The sequence below is a fragment of the Pandoraea fibrosis genome, assembly GCF_000807775.2.
In the GTDB taxonomy this organism is placed as follows: domain Bacteria; phylum Pseudomonadota; class Gammaproteobacteria; order Burkholderiales; family Burkholderiaceae; genus Pandoraea; species Pandoraea fibrosis.
On the sequence record NZ_CP047385.1, the window covers coordinates 5,235,526 to 5,256,028 of the forward strand.

General features: G+C 60.3%; 9 protein-coding genes, 2 tRNA genes, 3 rRNA genes and 1 pseudogene. 3 read left to right on the forward strand and 12 right to left on the reverse strand.

Annotation, left to right across the window (positions count from 1 at the left end):
• Nucleotides 1-13: 13 nt before the first annotated feature.
• The 3 genes and pseudogenes from PI93_RS23125 to PI93_RS23135 all read right to left on the reverse strand — a co-directional run bounded on the left by PI93_RS23125 (nucleotide 14) and on the right by PI93_RS23135 (nucleotide 2,439).
• On the reverse strand, nucleotides 14-658 hold the full coding sequence (locus PI93_RS23125; RefSeq protein WP_039372277.1) for a methionine ABC transporter permease: 645 nt from the start codon (nucleotides 656-658) through the stop codon (nucleotides 14-16).
• 58 nt (nucleotides 659-716) lie between these two features.
• Nucleotides 717-1,544 (reverse strand): annotated as a pseudogene (locus PI93_RS23130) (methionine ABC transporter ATP-binding protein); the annotation flags it as partial.
• A gap of 73 nt (nucleotides 1,545-1,617) precedes the next feature.
• Nucleotides 1,618-2,439, reverse strand: coding sequence for a MetQ/NlpA family ABC transporter substrate-binding protein (locus tag PI93_RS23135; protein ID WP_039372279.1), 822 nt, complete (start codon nucleotides 2,437-2,439; stop codon nucleotides 1,618-1,620).
• A gap of 323 nt (nucleotides 2,440-2,762) precedes the next feature.
• Here PI93_RS23135 and PI93_RS23140 point away from each other — a divergent pair, with 323 nt between their 5' ends.
• Nucleotides 2,763-4,025, forward strand: coding sequence for a serine hydrolase (locus PI93_RS23140; RefSeq protein WP_052240785.1), 1,263 nt, complete (start codon nucleotides 2,763-2,765; stop codon nucleotides 4,023-4,025).
• A gap of 45 nt (nucleotides 4,026-4,070) precedes the next feature.
• On the opposite strand, the gene PI93_RS23145 is transcribed toward PI93_RS23140, so the two are convergent.
• Nucleotides 4,071-5,585, reverse strand: coding sequence for an MFS transporter (locus PI93_RS23145; protein ID WP_039372282.1), 1,515 nt, complete (start codon nucleotides 5,583-5,585; stop codon nucleotides 4,071-4,073).
• Nucleotides 5,586-5,909: 324 nt separating this feature from the next.
• Between PI93_RS23145 and PI93_RS23150 the strand changes: the two genes are divergently transcribed.
• Entirely contained in the window at nucleotides 5,910-7,988 is a 2,079-nt protein-coding gene (locus PI93_RS23150; protein ID WP_039372284.1) for an OPT family oligopeptide transporter, read from the forward strand.
• Nucleotides 7,989-8,526: 538 nt separating this feature from the next.
• Here the strand turns inward: PI93_RS23150 and rrf are convergent.
• From rrf to PI93_RS23175, 5 genes are all read right to left on the reverse strand, one after another.
• Nucleotides 8,527-8,639 (reverse strand): 5S ribosomal RNA (gene rrf / locus PI93_RS23155).
• Nucleotides 8,640-8,781: 142 nt separating this feature from the next.
• Nucleotides 8,782-11,659, reverse strand: a 23S ribosomal RNA gene (locus tag PI93_RS23160).
• 283 nt (nucleotides 11,660-11,942) lie between these two features.
• Nucleotides 11,943-12,018, reverse strand: a tRNA-Ala gene (locus tag PI93_RS23165).
• Between the two features lie 112 nt (nucleotides 12,019-12,130).
• Nucleotides 12,131-12,207, reverse strand: a tRNA-Ile gene (locus PI93_RS23170).
• Nucleotides 12,208-12,271: 64 nt separating this feature from the next.
• Nucleotides 12,272-13,804 (reverse strand): 16S ribosomal RNA (locus PI93_RS23175).
• Together the 16S, 23S and 5S rRNA genes with 2 tRNA genes alongside form the textbook arrangement of a ribosomal RNA operon.
• A gap of 686 nt (nucleotides 13,805-14,490) precedes the next feature.
• On the opposite strand from PI93_RS23175, the gene PI93_RS23180 reads away from it, so the two are divergent.
• Entirely contained in the window at nucleotides 14,491-16,125 is a 1,635-nt protein-coding gene (locus PI93_RS23180; RefSeq protein ID WP_039373124.1) for a phospholipase D family protein, read from the forward strand.
• A gap of 131 nt (nucleotides 16,126-16,256) precedes the next feature.
• On the opposite strand, the gene PI93_RS23185 is transcribed toward PI93_RS23180, so the two are convergent.
• The 3 genes from PI93_RS23185 to PI93_RS23195 all read right to left on the reverse strand — a co-directional run bounded on the left by PI93_RS23185 (nucleotide 16,257) and on the right by PI93_RS23195 (nucleotide 20,461).
• Nucleotides 16,257-18,794, reverse strand: coding sequence for a TonB-dependent siderophore receptor (locus tag PI93_RS23185; protein WP_039373127.1), 2,538 nt, complete (start codon nucleotides 18,792-18,794; stop codon nucleotides 16,257-16,259).
• 111 nt (nucleotides 18,795-18,905) lie between these two features.
• Nucleotides 18,906-19,949, reverse strand: coding sequence for a FecR domain-containing protein (locus PI93_RS23190; protein ID WP_039373129.1), 1,044 nt, complete (start codon nucleotides 19,947-19,949; stop codon nucleotides 18,906-18,908).
• Nucleotides 19,946-20,461, reverse strand: a complete 516-nt coding sequence (locus tag PI93_RS23195; RefSeq protein WP_039373132.1) for a sigma-70 family RNA polymerase sigma factor — start codon at nucleotides 20,459-20,461, stop codon at nucleotides 19,946-19,948. The genes PI93_RS23190 and PI93_RS23195 overlap by 4 nt, the downstream gene beginning before the upstream one ends.
• Nucleotides 20,462-20,503 lie beyond the last annotated feature (42 nt).

Genomic DNA, 20,503 nt, shown 5'->3' on the forward strand with positions numbered 1-20,503 from the left:
GACGCTAAAGACATCAGCGGCGATGATCGACGCGCCGCGCGAGTCGCTCGCCTGCGAACTGCACAAGGGTGACAAGCGCGACGAGAATCACGATGACGTTGAACATGACGCTCGTCTCATAGCGCTCGTAACCATATCGCACCGCCAGATCCCCCAGACCGCCTGCACCGACGGCCCCGGCCATCGCCGACGCACCGACCATCGCAATCACCGTTACCGTCGCGCCGCCGAGAATGGCGGGCAATGCCTCGGGCAGCAATACGTGACGCACGATATGCCAGCGACGGCAGCCCATCGCACGGGCCGCTTCGATCAGCCCCGGCTCGATTTCGCGCAAGCCGACTTGCGTCACGCGGGCAAAGAACGGGATCAGATGCACCGCCAGCGGCACCACGGCGGCCCACGTTCCCATCGTCGTGCCGACGATCCAGCGTGTGACCGGCAACAGCGCCACCAGAAGAATGATGAACGGCACCGCGCGGAACAGGTTCACCACGACCGACAGCGCCCGGTTCAGACGCGGTCGCGGTGCCAGGCCGCCCGGCGCGGTGACCACCAACACCACGGCCAGCAACAACCCGAGTGCGAAGACGATGGCGCAAGCGCTCGTCACCATCAACAACGTTTCGCCAAGCGCGCGCAGATATTTGTCTAGCATGGGAACTCCGGAAAAATCAGAGCGCGTGAACCTGCGCCTTCGCACGCGTCGCCGACGCCGCGAGGCGTCCTTGCCATGCGTGTTGCAGCGGACGCAGTAGCGCACGAGTGGCGTCGGCCTGCGGGTTCGCGAACACCTCGTCGACCGCGCCCAGTTCGACGATGCGCCCCTGATCGAGCACCAGCACACGGTCGCATGCCTGATGGATCACGCCCATGTCGTGGGTGATGAGCACCACGGTCAGACCGAACTCGCTTTGCACGTCGCCCAGTAGCGAGAGAATCGCGTCGGTCGTCTCGGGGTCGAGCGCCGAGGTCGCTTCGTCGCACAACAGGATTTCGGGGCGGTGGACAAGCGCACGCGCGATGCCCACGCGTTGTTTCTGGCCCCCGGAAAGCATGGCGGGATACGCATCGGCTTTGCCCGCCAGCCCGACGAGCGAGAGCAGTTCGTTCACACGCGGCGCGATCTGCGCTTTCGGCAGCCCCGTCACGCGCAGCGGCAACGCAACGTTCTCGAAAACGGTTTTCGCCGAGAGCAGATTGAAGTGCTGGAAGATCATGCCAATGCGGCATCGCAGACCGACGAGCGCGTCTTCGCCAAGGGTCGCGACATCGATACCGTCGACCTTGACGTGACCGCTGCTCGGTAGCTCAAGCGCGTTGATCGTTCGCAGCAGCGTGGATTTGCCTGCGCCGCTGCGACCGATGATGCCAAAGCTCTCACCGCGTTGCACGGCGAACGAGATGTCTTGCAACGCGGCGCTCGAGGCCCCCGCATAGCGTTTGCCGAGCCCATCGAACGTGATGTGCGCAACTTCGCGCGCGGCCGCCGTAGGCAGCCGTGTGACGGGGGCCGTCGACGTGTGTCGGGGAGTCGTGGTCATCGCTTGTGTTCCTCGCGGGTGACGTGGGGCTTCGTGCGGTTCGGAAGACGCCGTTTGCGGCGTCCCCCCTGCCTCAGAATGCCGGGACGACCGAGCCTTGATACTTCGTCTCGATGAATTTGCGCACGTCTTCAGACTGGTACGCCTTCACCAGCGGTGCGACCCACGGTGCGTTCTTGTCCTTCTCGCGCACGGCAATGATGTTCACGTAAGGATTGTTCTCGCGCTTCTCCACGGCAATGCCGTCGCGCGTGGCAATCAGGCCGGCCTGGTAGGCGAAGCTGTTCACGATGGCCGAGGCGTCCACGTCGGGCAGCGAGCGGGCCAGCACCACCGAGGCGCTCTCGATGAATTCGAGCTTGCGTGGATTGGCCGTAACGTCGGCGAGTGTGGCCGTGCCGGTGTACGGATCGAAGCCGTCGCGCAATTTGATCAGGCCATGGTCACGCAGAATCACCAGCGCGCGGGTCTGATTGCTCGGATCGTTCGGCAAACCGATCTTCGCGCCCACCGGGAGGGCTTCCAGCGACTTGTACTTCTTCGAATAGAAGGCGATGGGCGAAATCAGCGTGTCGCCCACGGACACGAGCTTGTACCCGCGTTGCTTGACCTGATCGCGCAGGAACGGAATGTGCTGGAACGAGTTGGCATCGAGATCGCCGTTGTTGAGCGCTTCGTTCGGGCTCGCGGTGCCGGAGACCACCACCGTCTCGACGTTCAGGCCACGCGACTTGGCGACCTTCGTGACGACTTCCCAGATCTCCTCGTCGACTCCGCCGCGCACACCGACCTTGAGCGGTTTGTCGGCAGCATGTGCGCCCATCGTCCCCATCGTACCGATGGCCAGTGCGAGCGAGAGACGGCCGAGCAGGCGAAACCATTGGCGGCGTTGCATGGGTGATTTCCTTTCGATAGTGAGCGGGAGGGTGCCAATTCAGGCGAAGGCACAGTCTAGGAAACCGCCCCCGATGGCGTCCAATAACCAAACGCGCAAAGCAAATTCGACACCCGGCGCAGAGCATTCGCAGACCGAAGGTTCGATGAATGTAACTTTTTGTAATACGCGAGCGGGAAATTCAGGAACTCCTCGTTGACCTGCCGTCCAACAGGTTTCCCCGTGTATTGCGTCTGTGTCCGTGTGGCGGCCCTCGCCGCACGAGGCTGTTCTTTTGCATGCACGCGTCGACCGTCACCCTCTCACTACGGAATCGCGCGAAGATGTCTGCCCTGTGGTATCCGCTGCTCAGCCCCTCCCTGCCCCGTCTCTACGGTCTGCCGCCGCGCGTTATCGCGCTCGCGCGTCTGGTGCTCTTCGGCGTGATATTGCTGATCGCGGGGCTGCCTGTGAGCGACGCGCTCGGCGCCACCGCCCATCACGCCAGCACCGGCAAGCGCCGTGACGACGCGACCAAAAAGAAGAAAGCTGTAGCGAAGAAGCCGGCGAAATCCTCACATCGGAAAGCGGCAGCCGCGAGTACCTCGCGCAAGCGCGCGGCAACCGCTCGGGCAAAGACACCCGCCGGGCGCAAGGCGGTGAAGCCGCCGCGTCGGGCGGAGGCCGCAGCGAAACGTCCGTCAACGACGGCTAAGCGGCACGTGGCGCCGAAGACATCGACAGCCGCCGTGGCTGCGGCAGCACCAGCGGCGGTGTCCCGGAACGTCAAGGCACCGCCGCCTCAAGTGAGCAGCGACGCGAAACCCCGACTCCTCGCGCGTTGCGGCTTCACGCCGGCATCGCGCAAGCGTCTGTTCTCACGGGCCGTCTATATCGTCGACGAGAAAACGAATACGCCGCTCTTCGCCCGCAATGCGGATCAGGTGCGGCCGATTGCCTCGCTGTCCAAGCTGATGACGGCCGTGGTCTGGCTCGACAGCCGGCCGGCGATGCGCACGCCGCTCACCGTGACGAAGGCAGACCTCGATACGCTCAAGTACACGCATTCACGTCTCGCGGTCGGCTCGACGCTCTCTCGGGCCGATATGCTGCACATCTCGCTGATGGCGTCGGAGAACCGGGCCGCCGCCGCGTTGAGCCGCGACTATCCGGGCGGACGCGCGGCGTTCATCTCGGCCATGAACGCCAAAGCACGCGCGTTGAACATGCCGAATACGCGTTTTGAAAACTCGACCGGGTTATCGCCACGCAATGTGTCGACGGCGCGCGAGCTGGCACGTCTGGTGCGCGCGTCGAACGCCTACCCGCTCATTCGGCGCTATTCGATCGATCATCAGCAGTTGGTGCGCACGGGCAAAGGGCAACTGCAATACGTCAATACGAACCGGCTGGTGCGCTACGGAAAAGTGAATGCGAGTGTGCAGAAGACCGGCTTCATCAACGAGTCGGGGCACAACATGGTGATGCGCGTGATGGTGCATAAGCGGCGTCCCGTCATTGTGACGATGCTCGGCAGCGACACGCCGGAAGGCTCGCGCCTCGACGGGGTGCGCATTGCGCATTGGTTGTCGTGTTCGCTGAAATGATGCGCACGCTCATGGGAAAGTGAGCGCGCGCTTATGCCTTGCCGGTCAGCGCTTGCGCGCGTGCCAGCGACCCCAGACGGCCGTTGCGAAGAGCAGCAACGCGCCCGCACCGATCACCGCGTTGAAGCCCTGATTGAAGGCGGCATTCGCCATAGTCATCAACGCGTCGGCCAGCGCTGGCGGCAGGTGCTCCGCGACCAGTTGCGCTTCGTCGAGACTGTCGCGCACGGTGTCGGGCAACGCCACCGCTTGCGGCACATCCATTGCCCGGCCGTAGACGAACGTCAGCAGGCTTCCCATGAACGTCACGCCCAGCGCGCCACCCAGTTCATAAGACACCTCTTCGACCGACGCCGCCATGCCAGCGCGCTCGGGCGGGGCACTCTGCATGATGGTGCTCGATGCCGCGGTCATCGTGGCGCCCACACCAAGGCCAAGAATCGCCAGCGATAGCGCCGACCCGACTAGCCCCATGTCGCGCGTGACGAGGTAACCGGCCATACCGACCGCCGATATCAGCAACGCGATCGGCAACATCCGTGCGCCGCCCATCCGCGGCAGCAACCGCCCGGCAATCGGCCCCGCCACGAAAGCGGCCAGCGACAGCGGCATGTTGGCCAATCCCGCTTCCAGCGGTGAATACCCGAGGACCAGTTGCAAGCGCTGGCTGAACACCAGTTGCATGCCGATCAATGCGGCGGCAGCCACTAGCGCCGCAGCGACCGCACCCGAGAATGCCGGATTGCGAAACAGCGCAAAGTCGAGCAACGGGTGTTCGCTGCGTTGCTGCCGTCGCACGAAAGCCCACAGGAAGACACCTCCTACGATCAGTGCCACGACCACCGCGGCCCAGTCCGGAGACGATTTGCCCGCGCTCTTGATCGCATACGTCAGCCCGATCAGGCCGACCATGAAGAGCAGCGAGCCCCACCAGTCCCACGGTTGGGTCGACGTTGCACCGCCCTTCGGAATCAGCCACCACGCGAGCGGCAGTGCCACGAGCACGATGGGGACATTGATCAGGAAGACCGAGCCCCACCAGAAATGCTCGAGCAGCGCGCCACCGACGATCGGCCCGAACGCGGCGCCGCCGGAGGCAACGGACGCCCAGATACCGATAGCGAGCGCTCGCTCATGGGCGTCGGCAAACGTCAGTCGGATCAATGACAAGGTTGCGGGCATCATCATGGCGGCGCCGACGCCAAGGAATGCACGCGCGCCGATCAGGAAGTTGGCGTCGGGGGAAAATGCCGCTGCGAGCGACGCCACGCCGAAGACCACCAGTCCGGCGAGGAAAAGACGCTTGTGGCCGAGTCGATCGCCCAACGTGCCCATGCCGAGCAGCAGGCCCGACACCACGAGTGCGTAAGCATTGACGATCCACAGCTTGGCGGAGGCCGTCGCTGCCAGATCGTGGGTCAGACGAGGCAGTGCCGTATAGAGCACCGTCATGTCGATCACGATGAGCAGCAGCGCCACCGACACAATGGCAAGTACCAGCCAGCGACGTGCGCCGCTCGACTGGGTTGCCGGGTGCGATGAAGTAAGCAGACTGGACATCGGGAAGCTCCTTTGACTGCGCGATCCCCGTTTCCCCTGGGGAGTCCACGCGTTTGCTTTTACTTTTAGGGGAAAACCCGCATCATCCATCAATAAATCGATTAAGAAAAGTTGGATTCCATCGAACAAATCGATGGATTCTGTACGTATGGAATCTGCCGATGGGTAGATGGGATTGAAGTGAGTGGGGACTGGCTTCGGGGATTGGGAAGGTAAATTCGAACGGTCGTTCTATCTCGCCCGTCAAGACTGGCGGTGCACCACCGGGGCGCATACAATTTGCGCCACATTCCCATTGGGTAAAAAACTCCCCCCGATTCATACATGGCATCTCTTCCGACCCGAATTCCCGACGCCGTCTCGCTCCCCGAGTTGACGGTGCGCGGCATGATCCTTGGCGCCCTGATCACCGTGGTGTTCACCGCTTCCAACGTCTACCTTGGTCTGAAAGTCGGCCTGACATTCTCCTCATCGATTCCGGCAGCCGTCATTTCCATGGCCGTGCTGCGCGCACTGCGCGGTGGCAACATCCTCGAGAACAACATGGTGCAGACGCAGGCGTCTGCGGCCGGCACGCTCTCGTCGATTATTTTCGTGTTGCCGGGTTTGTTGATGATCGGTCACTGGCAGGGCTTTCCGTTCGGCTTGACGCTCGCAATCTGCGCGTCGGGCGGCATTCTCGGCGTGCTGTTCACGATTCCGTTGCGACGCGCGATGGTCGTCGATAGTGATCTGCCATACCCCGAAGGCGTGGCTGCGGCAGAGATTCTGCGCGTTGGCAGTGAAGGTGACGACGCGGCGTTGTCCGACGGCAAGACCTCGCCAGCAAAACGCGAAGGCACCCAGGAAGCCAGCGGTGTGCGCGAAATCGCGTTCGGCGGTGTGGTCTCGGCACTGTTCGCATTCGCGACGGCCGGCCTGAAGGTGCTGGGCGAGAGCATTACCGCGTGGATTCCCGCAGGCGCTGCTGTCTTCCGCCTGACGACCGGCTTCTCCCTGGCGTTGATTGGCGCGGGCTACCTCATCGGGATTGTGTCTGGCCTGGCGATTCTGTTTGGCATCGTCTTTAGCTGGGGCATTGCGGTGCCGGTACTCACTTCCATTACGCCGAATACTGAAGGACAAACGATTGCCGCGTTTGCCAACGGTCTCTGGCAGCACAAGGTGCGATTTATGGGGGCGGGTGTGATTGGCGTGTCTGCCGTCTGGACACTCATCACGCTCGCGAAGCCGATGGTCGACGGCGTGAAGACATCGTTCACTGCGTTGGGACAATCGCGCGGCAAAGGCGGCAAGGGTGGCGCTTTGGGACGTACCGAGCAAGATCTCTCGCCGTATTGGGTCATCGGGCTCACGCTGGTGTGCGTGGCGGTATGGGTCGTGACGTTTGGCGTGTTCCTCGCGAAAGCACCGCTGTCGTTCGGCGCCATCGCGACGCTGGTGGCTTGCAGCGTAGTTTTCGCCGTGGTCTTCGGCTTTCTCGTGGCGGCTGCTTGCGGCTATATGGCAGGACTGGTTGGCTCGTCGGCCAGCCCGATTTCGGGTATCGGCATCGTTGCGGTCGTGCTCGTCTCGCTGCTGATTCTGAGCGTCAGTCAGGCGAGCGGACTGCTGGATACGAGCGAGGGCAGCAAGCTCGCCATTGCGTTGGCGCTGTTCACCACATCGGCCGTCATCGCCATCGCGACGATCTCCAACGACAATCTGCAAGATCTGAAGACGGGGTGGCTGGTGGGCGCGACGCCGTGGCGTCAGCAGGTCGCATTGCTGGTGGGCTGTGTGGTTGGCGCTGCCGTGATCCCGCCGGTGCTGAATCTGCTGTACAACGCCTATGGATTTACGGATGCGTTGCCGCGTCCGGGCATGGACCCGTCGCAAGCGCTTTCGGCACCGCAGGCGATTTTGATGACGGCCATCGCGAAGGGCATCTTCACGCACAAGCTCGACTGGTCGATGCTCGGGATTGGCGCGCTGCTGGGGCTCGCGTTGATTGCTATCGATGCCATGCTGGCGAAGCGCGGCGGTGTTGCACGACTGCCGGTGATTGCTGTGGGGATTGGCATCTATTTGCCGCCGACGATTGGTTCGGTGCTGGTGATTGGTGCGGTATTGGGCTGGATCGCGCAACGGGTGTTGAAAGCACGCGCGAGGGCGCAGGGCAAGGATTACGGCCCGTTTGCGGAAGCGGCGGAACGACGTGGCGTGTTGCTGGCGTCGGGCTTGATCGTCGGAGAGAGTCTTGTTGGTGTCGCGATGGCGATGGTCGTCGGCTTTACCGGCTCTGATTCCCCGTTGGCCATCGTCGGGAGTCATTTTGCCCCGACCGCCGAATGGCTCGCACTGATCGTGTTCGCAGGTATTTGCGTGGTTCTGGTTCGACGCGTTCTTGCGACAGCACGGTAACGCACGAGCCATGTGAGTTCGTTGGTGTTTTTGGATGTCGGCTGTACGCTGTGAGTCGTTGGGTGCCATCTCGGCATCGAGTGGCTCACAGTGCCTTCTTCCCTCGCGTTCCTTCGTCCCCTGCTGTAGTGGACAGCACGGCAGCCCACATTGCCGAGCCGTTATGCGTTATCGCGCGTCATCTTCAGCATGGCGCCCTTCCTGTCGACAATCCCGGCTAGATTCAGAGTCAATGCACTTAGCTGGCAACGATCCGCTTCGATTGAATAGGTATAAGGGACGTGCCCCGATTCAAGCTGTCATTCAGTTGATTGGAATGCTTTCGCTCGCTACACCACGTCAACTGAGATGCTTCGGAAAACGAAGCTCGGTAGAAAGTGTGAGCACGAATCCGCTTCGCCGCGTTCGTTAACGAGGGCCGACGTCATGAAGTTGGATGGGAATAAGCGAAACCAGCTCCCCCGCAAGCCATAAGATAAAGCGATCGCACAAAGCAAAAACCCCTTGCTACGCGTTGTAGCAAGGGGTCTTTAGGGGAGCCTGACGATTACCTACTTTCACACGGGTATCCGCACTATCATCGGCGTGGAGTCGTTTCACGGTCCTGTTCGGGATGGGAAGGGGTGGTTCCAACTCGCTATGGTCATCAGGCATAACTTGTATGTCTTGCTGCACTAGGCGTGCAACAAAACCAATTCAGAAGAAGCGTAGTACTACATGTAATTGGGTTGTGAGCGTATCAGCGCCATTGGGGCACACACGTCACTCAAACCAGGGAAAACACACTGGTTATAGGATCAAGCCTTACGGGCAATTAGTATCAGTTAGCTTAACGCATTACTGCGCTTCCACACCTGACCTATCAACGTCCTGGTCTTGAACGACCCTTCAAAGGAATCGAGTTCCTAGGGAAGTCTCATCTTAAGGCGAGTTTCCCGCTTAGATGCTTTCAGCGGTTATCTCTTCCGAACATAGCTACCCGGCGATGCCACTGGCGTGACAACCGGTACACCAGAGGTTCGTCCACTCCGGTCCTCTCGTACTAGGAGCAGCCCCCTTCAAACTTCCAACGCCCACGGCAGATAGGGACCAAACTGTCTCACGACGTTTTAAACCCAGCTCACGTACCTCTTTAAATGGCGAACAGCCATACCCTTGGGACCGGCTACAGCCCCAGGATGAGATGAGCCGACATCGAGGTGCCAAACACCGCCGTCGATATGAACTCTTGGGCGGTATCAGCCTGTTATCCCCAGAGTACCTTTTATCCGTTGAGCGATGGCCCTTCCATACAGAACCACCGGATCACTATGACCTGCTTTCGCACCTGCTCGACTTGTCAGTCTCGCAGTTAAGCACGCTTTTGCCATTGCACTATCAGCACGATTTCCGACCGTACCTAGCGTACCTTCGTACTCCTCCGTTACACTTTGGGAGGAGACCGCCCCAGTCAAACTGCCTACCATGCACTGTCCCCGATCCGGATTACGGACCTAGGTTAGAACCTCAAACAAGCCAGGGTGGTATTTCAAGGACGGCTCCACAGAAACTAGCGTTCCTGCTTCAAAGCCTCCCACCTATCCTACACAGACCGGTTCAAAGTCCAATGCAAAGCTACAGTAAAGGTTCATGGGGTCTTTCCGTCTAGCCGCGGGTAGATTGCATCATCACAAACACTTCAACTTCGCTGAGTCTCGGGAGGAGACAGTGTGGCCATCGTTACGCCATTCGTGCAGGTCGGAACTTACCCGACAAGGAATTTCGCTACCTTAGGACCGTTATAGTTACGGCCGCCGTTTACCGGGACTTCAATCAAGAGCTTGCACCCCATCATTTAATCTTCCGGCACCGGGCAGGCGTCACACCCTATACGTCCACTTTCGTGTTTGCAGAGTGCTGTGTTTTTATTAAACAGTCGCAGCCACCAGTTTATTGCAACCCCTTCACCCTCCTGGCGCAGGCCAGTCAAGCTACAAGGGCGTACCTTATCCCGAAGTTACGGTACCAATTTGCCGAGTTCCTTCTCCCGAGTTCTCTCAAGCGCCTTAGAATACTCATCTCGCCCACCTGTGTCGGTTTGCGGTACGGTCTCGTATGACTGAAGCTTAGAGGCTTTTCTTGGAACCACTTCCAATTGCTTCGCGAACAAGTTCGCTCGCCCCACAGCCTTGAATTACGCGCCCGGATTTGCCTAAGCGCCTTCTCCACTGCAGGGACCGGGACTTCCAACACCCGGACAACCTTCCGCGATCCGTCCCCCCATCGCATCATACGACGGTGCAGGAATATTAACCTGCTTCCCATCAGCTACGCATCTCTGCCTCGCCTTAGGGGCCGACTCACCCTACGCCGATGAACGTTGCGTAGGAAACCTTGGGCTTACGGCGAGGGGGCCTTTCACCCCCTTTATCGCTACTCATGTCAGCATTCGCACTTCTGATACCTCCAGCATCCTTTACAAGACACCTTCACAGGCTTACAGAACGCTCTCCTACCATGCGAGCAAGCTCGCATCCGCAGCTTCGGTATATTGCTTAGCCCCGTTACATCTTCCGCGCAGGACGACTCGATCAGTGAGCTATTACGCTTTCTTTAAAGGGTGGCTGCTTCTAAGCCAACCTCCTGACTGTTTTAGCCTTCCCACTTCGTTTCCCACTTAGCAATATTTAGGGACCTTAGCTGGCGGTCTGGGTTGTTTCCCTCTTGACACCGGACGTTAGCACCCGATGTCTGTCTCCCGTGATTGCACTCTTCGGTATTCGGAGTTTGCTATGGCGAAGTAATCCGCAATGGACCCTTCAACCATGACAGTGCTCTACCCCCGAAGGTGATACACGAGGCACTACCTAAATAGTTTTCGGAGAGAACCAGCTATTTCCAAGTTTGTTTAGCCTTTCACCCCTATCCACAGCTCATCCCCTAATTTTTCAACATTAGTGGGTTCGGACCTCCAGTACGTGTTACCGCACCTTCATCCTGGCCATGGATAGATCACTTGGTTTCGGGTCTACACCCAGCGACTGAACGCCCTATTCGGACTCGCTTTCGCTACGCCTTCCCTATTCGGTTAAGCTCGCCACTGAATGTAAGTCGCTGACCCATTATACAAAAGGTACGCCGTCACCCCTTACGAGGCTCCGACTGTTTGTATGCATGCGGTTTCAGGATCTATTTCACTCCCCTCCCGGGGTTCTTTTCGCCTTTCCCTCACGGTACTGGTTCACTATCGGTCGATTACGAGTATTTAGCCTTGGAGGATGGTCCCCCCATCTTCAGACAGGATTTCACGTGTCCCGCCCTACTTGTCTCAAGCTTAGTTCCACACCAGGGTTTTCTCATACGGGGCTATCACCCACTATGGCCGGACTTTCCATTCCGTTTTGATAACACCGGTGCTAAATCTTGAAGGCTGGTCCCATTTCGCTCGCCACTACTTTGGGAATCTCGGTTGATTTCTTTTCCTGCAGCTACTTAGATGTTTCAGTTCGCCGCGTTCGCTTCGCTAGACCTATGTATTCAGTCTAGGATGACCTAAAAGGCCGGGTTTCCCCATTCGGACATTTGTGGATCAATGCTTATTTGCCAGCTCCCCACAACTTTTCGCAGGCTATCGCGTCCTTCATCGCCTGTAATCGCCAAGGCATCCACCACATGCACTTATTCGCTTGACCCTATAACCAGAATGTCTTCCAGCTATAGGTTGAGTTATCGCGTTGTGCCGTATTCCAAGTCATCTTTCGATCACTTAAATACTGGTTGATACAATCACAACCCGTACAATTTCCACGCGCCATCTCTAACGCGCTTCCGTTGTACTACTACTTCTTCTAAATTGTTAAAGAACAAATACTGCATGACATTGCTGTCATTCAAAAACGTTCACGCTAAATCACTATTGGGATTTACTACAGACGTAAAAGCTTTTGACTGACATCGATGTGTGATCTAAGGAATTGGTGGAGGCAGACGGGATCGAACCGACGACCCCCTGCTTGCAAAGCAGGTGCTCTCCCAGCTGAGCTATGCCCCCCAAATCAGTCTGATGCGGCGTTACAAAAAACCTTGCATACCAATGTATGCCGCGGCTTTTTGTGCCTTGCCTCAGCCAGATTTCTTTCTACCAGGCGTCGGTGGAAAGAGATTGGTGGGTCTGGAAGGACTTGAACCTTCGACCCCCGCCTTATCAAGACGGTGCTCTAACCACCTGAGCTACAGACCCGACTTAGATCTACGCAGTCAACAACCGATAAGCGTGAACACTCAACTTCCAGTGCATGCTCTAGAAAGGAGGTGATCCAGCCGCAGGTTCCCCTACGGCTACCTTGTTACGACTTCACCCCAGTCATGAATCCTGCCGTGGTAAGCGCCCTCCTTACGGTTAGGCTACCTACTTCTGGCAAAACCCACTCCCATGGTGTGACGGGCGGTGTGTACAAGACCCGGGAACGTATTCACCGCGACATGCTGATCCGCGATTACTAGCGATTCCAGCTTCACGCAGTCGAGTTGCAGACTGCGATCCGGACTACGATCGGTTTTCTGGGGTTAGCTCCACCTCGCGGTTTGGCAGCCCTCTGTACCGACCATTGTATGACGTGTGAAGCCCTACCCATAAGGGCCATGAGGACTTGACGTCATCCCCACCTTCCTCCGGTTTGTCACCGGCAGTCTCCTTAGAGTGCTCTTGCGTAGCAACTAAGGACAAGGGTTGCGCTCGTTGCGGGACTTAACCCAACATCTCACGACACGAGCTGACGACAGCCATGCAGCACCTGTGTTACGGTTCTCTTTCGAGCACTCCCACCTCTCAGCAGGATTCCGTACATGTCAAGGGTAGGTAAGGTTTTTCGCGTTGCATCGAATTAATCCACATCATCCACCGCTTGTGCGGGTCCCCGTCAATTCCTTTGAGTTTTAATCTTGCGACCGTACTCCCCAGGCGGTCAACTTCACGCGTTAGCTTCGTTACTAAGGAAATGAATCCCCAACAACTAGTTGACATCGTTTAGGGCGTGGACTACCAGGGTATCTAATCCTGTTTGCTCCCCACGCTTTCGTGCATGAGCGTCAGTATTGGCCCAGGGGGCTGCCTTCGCCATCGGTATTCCTCCACATCTCTACGCATTTCACTGCTACACGTGGAATTCTACCCCCCTCTGCCATACTCTAGCCTTGCAGTCACGAATGCAGTTCCCAGGTTAAGCCCGGGGATTTCACATCCGTCTTACAAAACCGCCTGCGCACGCTTTACGCCCAGTAATTCCGATTAACGCTTGCACCCTACGTATTACCGCGGCTGCTGGCACGTAGTTAGCCGGTGCTTATTCTTCCGGTACCGTCATCCCCCCGAGGTATTAACCCAGAGGATTTCTTTCCGGACAAAAGTGCTTTACAACCCGAAGGCCTTCTTCACACACGCGGCATTGCTGGATCAGGCTTTCGCCCATTGTCCAAAATTCCCCACTGCTGCCTCCCGTAGGAGTCTGGGCCGTGTCTCAGTCCCAGTGTGGCTGGTCGTCCTCTCAGACCAGCTACAGATCGTCGCCTTGGTGAGCTTTTACCCCACCAACTAGCTAATCTGACATCGGCTGCTCTTGTAGCACGAGGCCCGAAGGTCCCCCGCTTTCCTCCTCAGAGCGTATGCGGTATTAATCCGGCTTTCGCCGAGCTATCCCCCACTACAAGGTACATTCCGATGTATTACTCACCCGTTCGCCACTCGCCACCAGGTGCAAGCACCCGTGCTGCCGTTCGACTTGCATGTGTAAGGCATGCCGCCAGCGTTCAATCTGAGCCAGGATCAAACTCTTCAGTTTAAACCTGTTACTGTTTTCGGTTTTTCGTGATAAATCACTCGAACCGGTCGCTCTCAAAGTATGCTGACAAGTTAATTACTTAACTTACCTATTACTATGTGAGCCTCAATAAATTTAAAGCTAATCTGCCGAAGCAGACGCACTATTCATCGAGTGCCCACACTTATCGGTTGTTCAATTTTTAAAGATCAATCGCATCTGACTTCGCTTCGTCGCACACTTACCGCGCCGTCGCTTCGTTTTCTGCGTCGCTGCATCAGCAGCAGAGAAGTGAGATTATGTCGCAGCTTCTCGTCGTCGTCAACAGTTTTTTTCGCTTCTCTTCGCTCATCGCCGTAGCGACTCACAAGCTCGAAAACCCCTAACCACCGGGCTTTCCAGCCCGTCGCCCCAACTTCGCCGCTGCTTTCGCTGCGTCTCTGTCGTTGCGAGAGACGAGATATTAGTGAAAACCCCGTACCCTGGCAAGCCCTTTGTGAAAATATTTTGAAAAGGGCAAAAAAAGGCCCGCGTCGTGAGCGGGCCAAGATCCATGGGACAGGACACATGGAGGAGACGGATCCAATGTATCCGGGCATCCCCGGGCGACGCAACCAATGAAATCGCATATGCTTCTCGAAAGCTTGCCTATATGGAAAGGCGGCGCCGGTCTCTACCCCATCCTTTCTATATATAGAGCGTTCGAGATGTTCCTTTCGCTCCTCCGTTACCTCTCTTGGCAAACGCTCGCGCGAGCCGCGCTTCTCCCGCTCGCGTTCGTCGTGGTCGCCTGCAGTTCAGTGCGGCCACCGCCCGAACCATCACAATGGACGTCTCACACGCCAGCCACCACCCCGGGTGCGCTCGCCGACGCCCTGGCGCCTGCCGTCGCCGCACATCCGGGACAGTCAGGCTTCCAGTTACTCGCGACAGGTTCGGCGGCCTTCACCTCCCGCCTCGCGCTTGTTCAGTCCGCCCAGCACAGTCTGGACGTGCAGTACTACAGCGCCGGGGAGGACATCACCGGACGCCTTCTGCTCCAGTCGCTACTCGACGCCGCCGCCCGTGGCGTGCGCGTTCGCATGCTGGTCGACGACATCAACCGGCGCCACACGGACCCCACCTTCGCCGTACTCGATCAGACGCCCAACATCGAAATTCGCGTGTTCAATCCGTTTGGCACCCTCGACACAACGCTTTTCGAGCGCGCTGGCAATCTGCTCACCCAGTTCGATCAGCTCAACCGCCGCATGCATAACAAGGCGCTGGTGGCCGACAACCAGTTGGCGATCGTTGGCGGGCGCAATCTGGGAGACGAATATTTCGACGCCAATCCGGACCTCTCCTTCCGTGATTTCGATCTGCTCTGCGCCGGCCCCGTCGTCGACGCCGTTTCCCGCAGCTTCGATCACTTCTGGACCAGCCCTCAGTCCTACCCACTCAAACAGGTGCAATCGAAGATCGACGAGCAGACGCTGGACGAAACACGCGAAGCCCTGGCCCGTCACTGGCGCGATGCCGATGGCGTGCCAGCCGGCCACCAAGCGCTCCACCAGCCCCCGCTCGCCGACAGCCTGCGAACCGGCAAAATGCCACTCTTCTGGGCCCCGGCGGAGTTGGCCGCCGACACGCCCGACAAGCTGGACACCCCTGCCGACCAAACCAAGAGCGCGCCCGGCACCCGATTGCGCCAGTTGGCGGGGAACGCCCAAAGCGAAGTCCTGATCATCTCCCCGTACTTCGTACCGATGGACGGCGGCGTGCGGTTCCTATCGGCGCTCACGCAGCGCGGCGTCAAGGTGCGCGTGCTGACGAACTCCCTCGCGGCAACGGACGTCGTGCCGGTCCACGCCGGCTACGCTCGTTACCGTCCCGCCCTGCTGCAGGCGGGCGTCGCGCTTTACGAGTTCAAGCCGATTCGCTCCGACACCGGCGAGCCCTCGCCAAGGCGCGTCAGATTCGGTGGCTCATCGCGCGCAAGTCTGCACGGCAAGGTGTACGTCATCGATCGACGAGACGTCATTCTCGGCTCTTTCAATCTGGACCCGCGTTCGGTGCGCCTGAACACCGAGTTGGCCATCGTGATCCACAGCCCGGAATTTGCCGAACGCATGGCCGGCATCTTCGAACGCGCGACATTGCCTCGCGTGAGCTTCCGCGTCGAACTGTTGCCGCCCGGCGCGACGCCCCCCACCCCAACCCCGCCGACCATGCCCGCACTGCGCTGGGTCGGCGAGGAGAACGGTCAGCCGCGCACATTCGACGTCGAGCCCTACGCGTCTTTCTGGCGCAACTCGGTCGCGGGTGCCTTCACGCTGCTGCCGAACGACGATCTGCTCTGAGCCGAGCGGCGCCCGGCGGCACCTTCGCCATCCCCCTCAACCCAAAACCGCCACGCCAGCATCCCGGGCGCGGCAGTCATTCGCACCAACACGCATCACCACCCCGCCGCACGACGGCAGCCGCCCAGCCGTCAGAACTCGAACGTTGCCGACAGCGTGGCCGAACGCGCATCGCCAATCGCGACGAAATACTGGCTTGCACTCGACGGGTAATACGTCTTGTTGAAGACGTTCTTGACGTTGAACTGATAGTGCACCGGGTGACGGCCGATCTTCGTGTCGTAGGTGGCGAACACATCGGCAACGAAATACGCTGGCAGTGTGAAGCTGTTGGCGGAATCCCCCGGACGCGCCCCGATGTAGCGCCCCACCGCCCCGAGACGCAAGTTGCCGCCACCATCGCCCAGCACCGGCCCCCAGTCATACACCCCGGCCAACGACGCCGTGTGACGCGCCACGTTCACCAGCGTGTTGCCGGTGTAGAGCGGATCGTCCGTCGTCTTCGCATCGATGAACGCGTAGCTCGCGATCACGTTCCAGCGTTGCCCGATTCGGCCCGAGACATCCAGCTCGACACCCCGCGAGCGCGCCGCACCCGACGTGCGCCAATCGGTGGCCTTGGTGGCGTCGTTGAACTGCGACACCAGCACGTTGCGCTTGTCGATATTGAAGACGGCCAACGACCCGCTCAGCCCGTTCGGCATGTCGAGCTTCGCGCCAACCTCGTATGACCTGGCGTGCTCCGGCGCCACGTTCGAATCGATCACCACTCCCGACGACAGCGGCGCAATGGTCGACGTCGGCTTGAGCGACTCCGAGTAGCTGCTATATAGCGACAGGTAGTCCGTCGCCTTATAGATCACGCCGGCACGCGGCAGCCACTTCGAGTCGCTCAAATTCGTATTGACCCGGAACGGCCGCCCCTTTCCCGCCAGTTGGCTGTAGGTCAGAAGACGCACGCCGCCCACGACGATCCAACGCTCGGTCACGTGAATGGCGTCCTGGAAGAAGAGCGAAGCATCGTGCAGCGTATCCGTCTGGTCGCTGTCGCTGGCCGACACGGTCGTTGGAATGACCTCGCAGCCGTACACCGGATCCAGGTAACTGAACGTGCACGTCGCTGCCTGACGAATCAGATCGCGGCGGTAGATGCGCCGGTACTCCCAATCGCCGCCGAATTGCAGATCATGGCGCATGCCGGCCAGATGCACCTTGCCGTCGAGATACGCAATGCCGTAACTGTCCGTGCTATCCGAGCCGCGCGTGCCGTCGTTACTGCGCGAAAGAATCCCGGTCCTGGTGTTGATGCCGTTCACACGCAGTTGCCCCGCGTCGTAAGTCTCGGTGTTGTAGCTGTAGCCGAAATGCGCCTTCCAGTCCGGATTGAACTGGTGATCGACCGTGATCTGCGCCAGATGCGACTGCCCCGTCATCTCGTTGTGCACGTCGTCCAGACGTTCACGCGCCGACACGGCGAGCGGCTTGTTCGTCGTCGGATCGATGACCGTGCCGCGATCGAACGGCGTGAGGAAATTACGGTACTCATACGAGAGCACCACTTGCGTGTCGCGTCCGTAATAGGCAAGCGTCGGCGCGACCAGCGTCTCACGCTGCGAGCCGAAGTTGCGCCAGTACTGCTGGTTGTTCTGATCCACGACCAGCCGGTACGCCAGACCGCTATCGCCGATCGGCCCCGTCGTGTCGAGCGTTTCTTGCGCACCGTTCTTGCCATGACCATAGGTGGTACCAGCCACACTCACCGCCGTATAGGGCTTGAGCAGCGGACGCTTGCTCACCACGTTGATCACGCCCCCCGGATCCATGATCCCGTAGAGCAGCGACGTCGGCCCCTTGAGCACTTCCACGGCATCGGCGTTCGCATTGAGCCCGCGCCCCTGCACGAGCGGCATGCCGTTGTGCATGATCGAGCCGTCGCGATTGCCGCCGAAGCCGCGTTTGAGCAGCGTGTCCTGCGTGCCTGCGAGCGTGTTGCCCTGCACGATACCGCTGACGTTGATCAGCGCGTCGTCAAGCGTGCGGGCGCGCTGATCGGCCAACACCTGATGCGGCACAACGTTGATGATCTGCGGGATGTCGAGCAGCGGAGTGTCGGCGCGCGCGATGTTGGCGTCTGCCGGCAGACGATACGCATCGGACCACGCCTGCGCCTGAACGTGCGTCGCCGGCAATGCCACGTCGCCCGAACCACCCCCGGACGCCAGGGTTGCGACGGCCGGCGAACCATGTGGCACCAGCGTGTAACCCACGCCTTGCGGCGATGCGCTCAGGCCCGTGCCGGCCAGCAATTGCCCGAAGGCCGCTGGCACGTCGAAGCGACCCTGCACGCCGGGACTCTGACGCCCTGCCGTCAACGCGGGCGCGTAGGTGAGCAGAATGCCGGCCTCGCGGCCGAAGCGCGTCAACACGGTGTCGAGCGAGCCGGCCGAAATGTCATAAGCGCGGATGGTGGCACCGGCGGCGACTTTGGCAGACGCCTCCGGCTCGCCCGCCGTCTGCGCATGCACCGTGCTAACAGATAGCGCCGAGGCGAACGTCACCGCCACCGCGATGCCCACGCTGCGACGATGCAGACCAGGAAGGAAGTCGGGAGACGCACAAACGCCGGAACGGCGGGAAGCGCGCGGGAAATCGGGTGAAGCGACGGCCATGATGTGAGATCTCGTTCAGGCAATGGAGAGAAGGTTTCACTTCCCTTGTCACGCGAGACCGACGAAACAGCTCACTGACCGGATAAAAAATGGAAACGAGACGGCAACGCGTCAGCCGCGCGGGCCGACCGTCACCCAATAGCGCGTGACCAACGCCACCGACACCGGCAATGCGCGTGGCAATACGGCGAGAATCGCGTCCGTATCGCCCAGCGGATAGGTGCCGGATACCCGCAACGCCGCCACCGCAGGATCGCAACGGACGTATCCCCGTCGATAGCGGGCCAACTCGGCAAGGAACGCGTCGAGACGCATGTCGACGGCAACGAACATGCCGTCAGCCCACGCGCCGTCGCCATCGCCGAGGGGCGTGGCAGTCGCCACGTCGCGCGACGTGAACCGCGTCTGTTCTCCCGCCCGCACCAGACGGCCCCCTGACGCGTCGATCCCCTCCCGCCCGAACGCCTTGGGCGCGAGAGGGTCGACACGCACCGCGCCTTCGAATACCTGCACCGTGCCCCCGTCGGCTCCCTGTCCCGTCTGACGTACCGCGAAGCGCGTGCCCATCGGCTGCAACGTCGCATGTGCGGTGGCCACGATCAGCGCTCTGGGCGGCGCGTGCCCGACGTCCTTGCCGGTCGTGACCATGATTTCGCCGTCGATGAGCGTGATGCGGCGCGTCTCGCCGTCCATCGACAGTCGCACGGCGCTGCGCGTATTGAGGACGAGCGTGGTGCCATCCGCCAGACGCAGCGTGCGGCGCTCCCCCACCCCCGTTCGCGCATCGGCTCGCAGCCACTGAACCGCCAGCGGATCGGTCGCCACCCAGGCTCCGGTGCCCACGAACAGCGCGCCGGCAATCGCCTTCACCGCCATACGACGCCCGCGCGAATGCGGTGCCCTGAGCGCCGCCTGCGCAACCGCTGCGCCGAGCGTGCCGGAGACATGGCGCATGCGCTGGTCGGCCTTTTCGATATGCCGCCACGCGCGCTCGTGCTCGGGATGGGCGTCGCGCCAGCGGAGGCAGGCCACGCGCAACGCCTCGGTGGCGTCGCCGCTATTGAGCGTCACCCACCATTCGACCGCTTGCTGCGCGACATCCGCGTCGAAACCGCCGACGGGCGAGGGGCGAACGGTTGACGCGGTGCGCGTCATGCGGCGCCCATCGCGAAGAAGCACTGTGTCCCGGCGCGCACGAGATGACGCTTGACTGTCGCTAAAGAAATTCCCAGCGCGGCGGCGATCTCCCGATGGGTCAGTCCGTCGAGTTGCGCCAGCAGGAAGGCGCGTTTGACGAGGGCAGGCAGACCGTCGAGGCAGCGATCGATCTCCAGCAGCGTCTCGAGCACGATGGCACGCGCTTCGGGCGACGGCACGAGCGCTTCCGGCTGTTGTGCAAGGGCATCGAGGTACGCCCGCTCGATCTGCGCGCGACGCCAGTCGTTATAGAGAACGCGTTGGGCCACGGTCGTGAGGAAGGCGCGCGGCGAGACCAGCATGCGTGGCGGATCGCGCTCAAGCAGACGCACGAACGTGTCGTGCGCCAGATCTGCGGCGCGGTGCGAACAGCCGGTCTTGCGATGGAGCCAGCCATGCAGCCAGCCGTGATGGTCGGTGTAGAGTCCCTGCAGCGTGGTATCGCGCGGCAGCGTGTCGTCGGCGGGCATACGCCCCTCCTGTCCCCGGGCCAGGTGTGACTGAATGGCTCA

Coding starts and splice junctions, on each gene's coding strand:
- PI93_RS23195 (WP_039373132.1), bottom strand. CDS start 20,461: ATGCCCGCCGACGACACGCTGCCGCGCGATACCACGCTGCAGGGACTC.
- PI93_RS23190 (WP_039373129.1), bottom strand. CDS start 19,949: ATGACGCGCACCGCGTCAACCGTTCGCCCCTCGCCCGTCGGCGGTTTC.
- PI93_RS23180 (WP_039373124.1), top strand. CDS start 14,491: ATGTTCCTTTCGCTCCTCCGTTACCTCTCTTGGCAAACGCTCGCGCGA.
- PI93_RS23140 (WP_052240785.1), top strand. CDS start 2,763: ATGTCTGCCCTGTGGTATCCGCTGCTCAGCCCCTCCCTGCCCCGTCTC.
- PI93_RS23135 (WP_039372279.1), bottom strand. CDS start 2,439: ATGCAACGCCGCCAATGGTTTCGCCTGCTCGGCCGTCTCTCGCTCGCA.
- PI93_RS23185 (WP_039373127.1), bottom strand. CDS start 18,794: ATGGCCGTCGCTTCACCCGATTTCCCGCGCGCTTCCCGCCGTTCCGGC.
- PI93_RS23145 (WP_039372282.1), bottom strand. CDS start 5,585: ATGTCCAGTCTGCTTACTTCATCGCACCCGGCAACCCAGTCGAGCGGC.
- PI93_RS23125 (WP_039372277.1), bottom strand. CDS start 658: ATGCTAGACAAATATCTGCGCGCGCTTGGCGAAACGTTGTTGATGGTG.
- PI93_RS23150 (WP_039372284.1), top strand. CDS start 5,910: ATGGCATCTCTTCCGACCCGAATTCCCGACGCCGTCTCGCTCCCCGAG.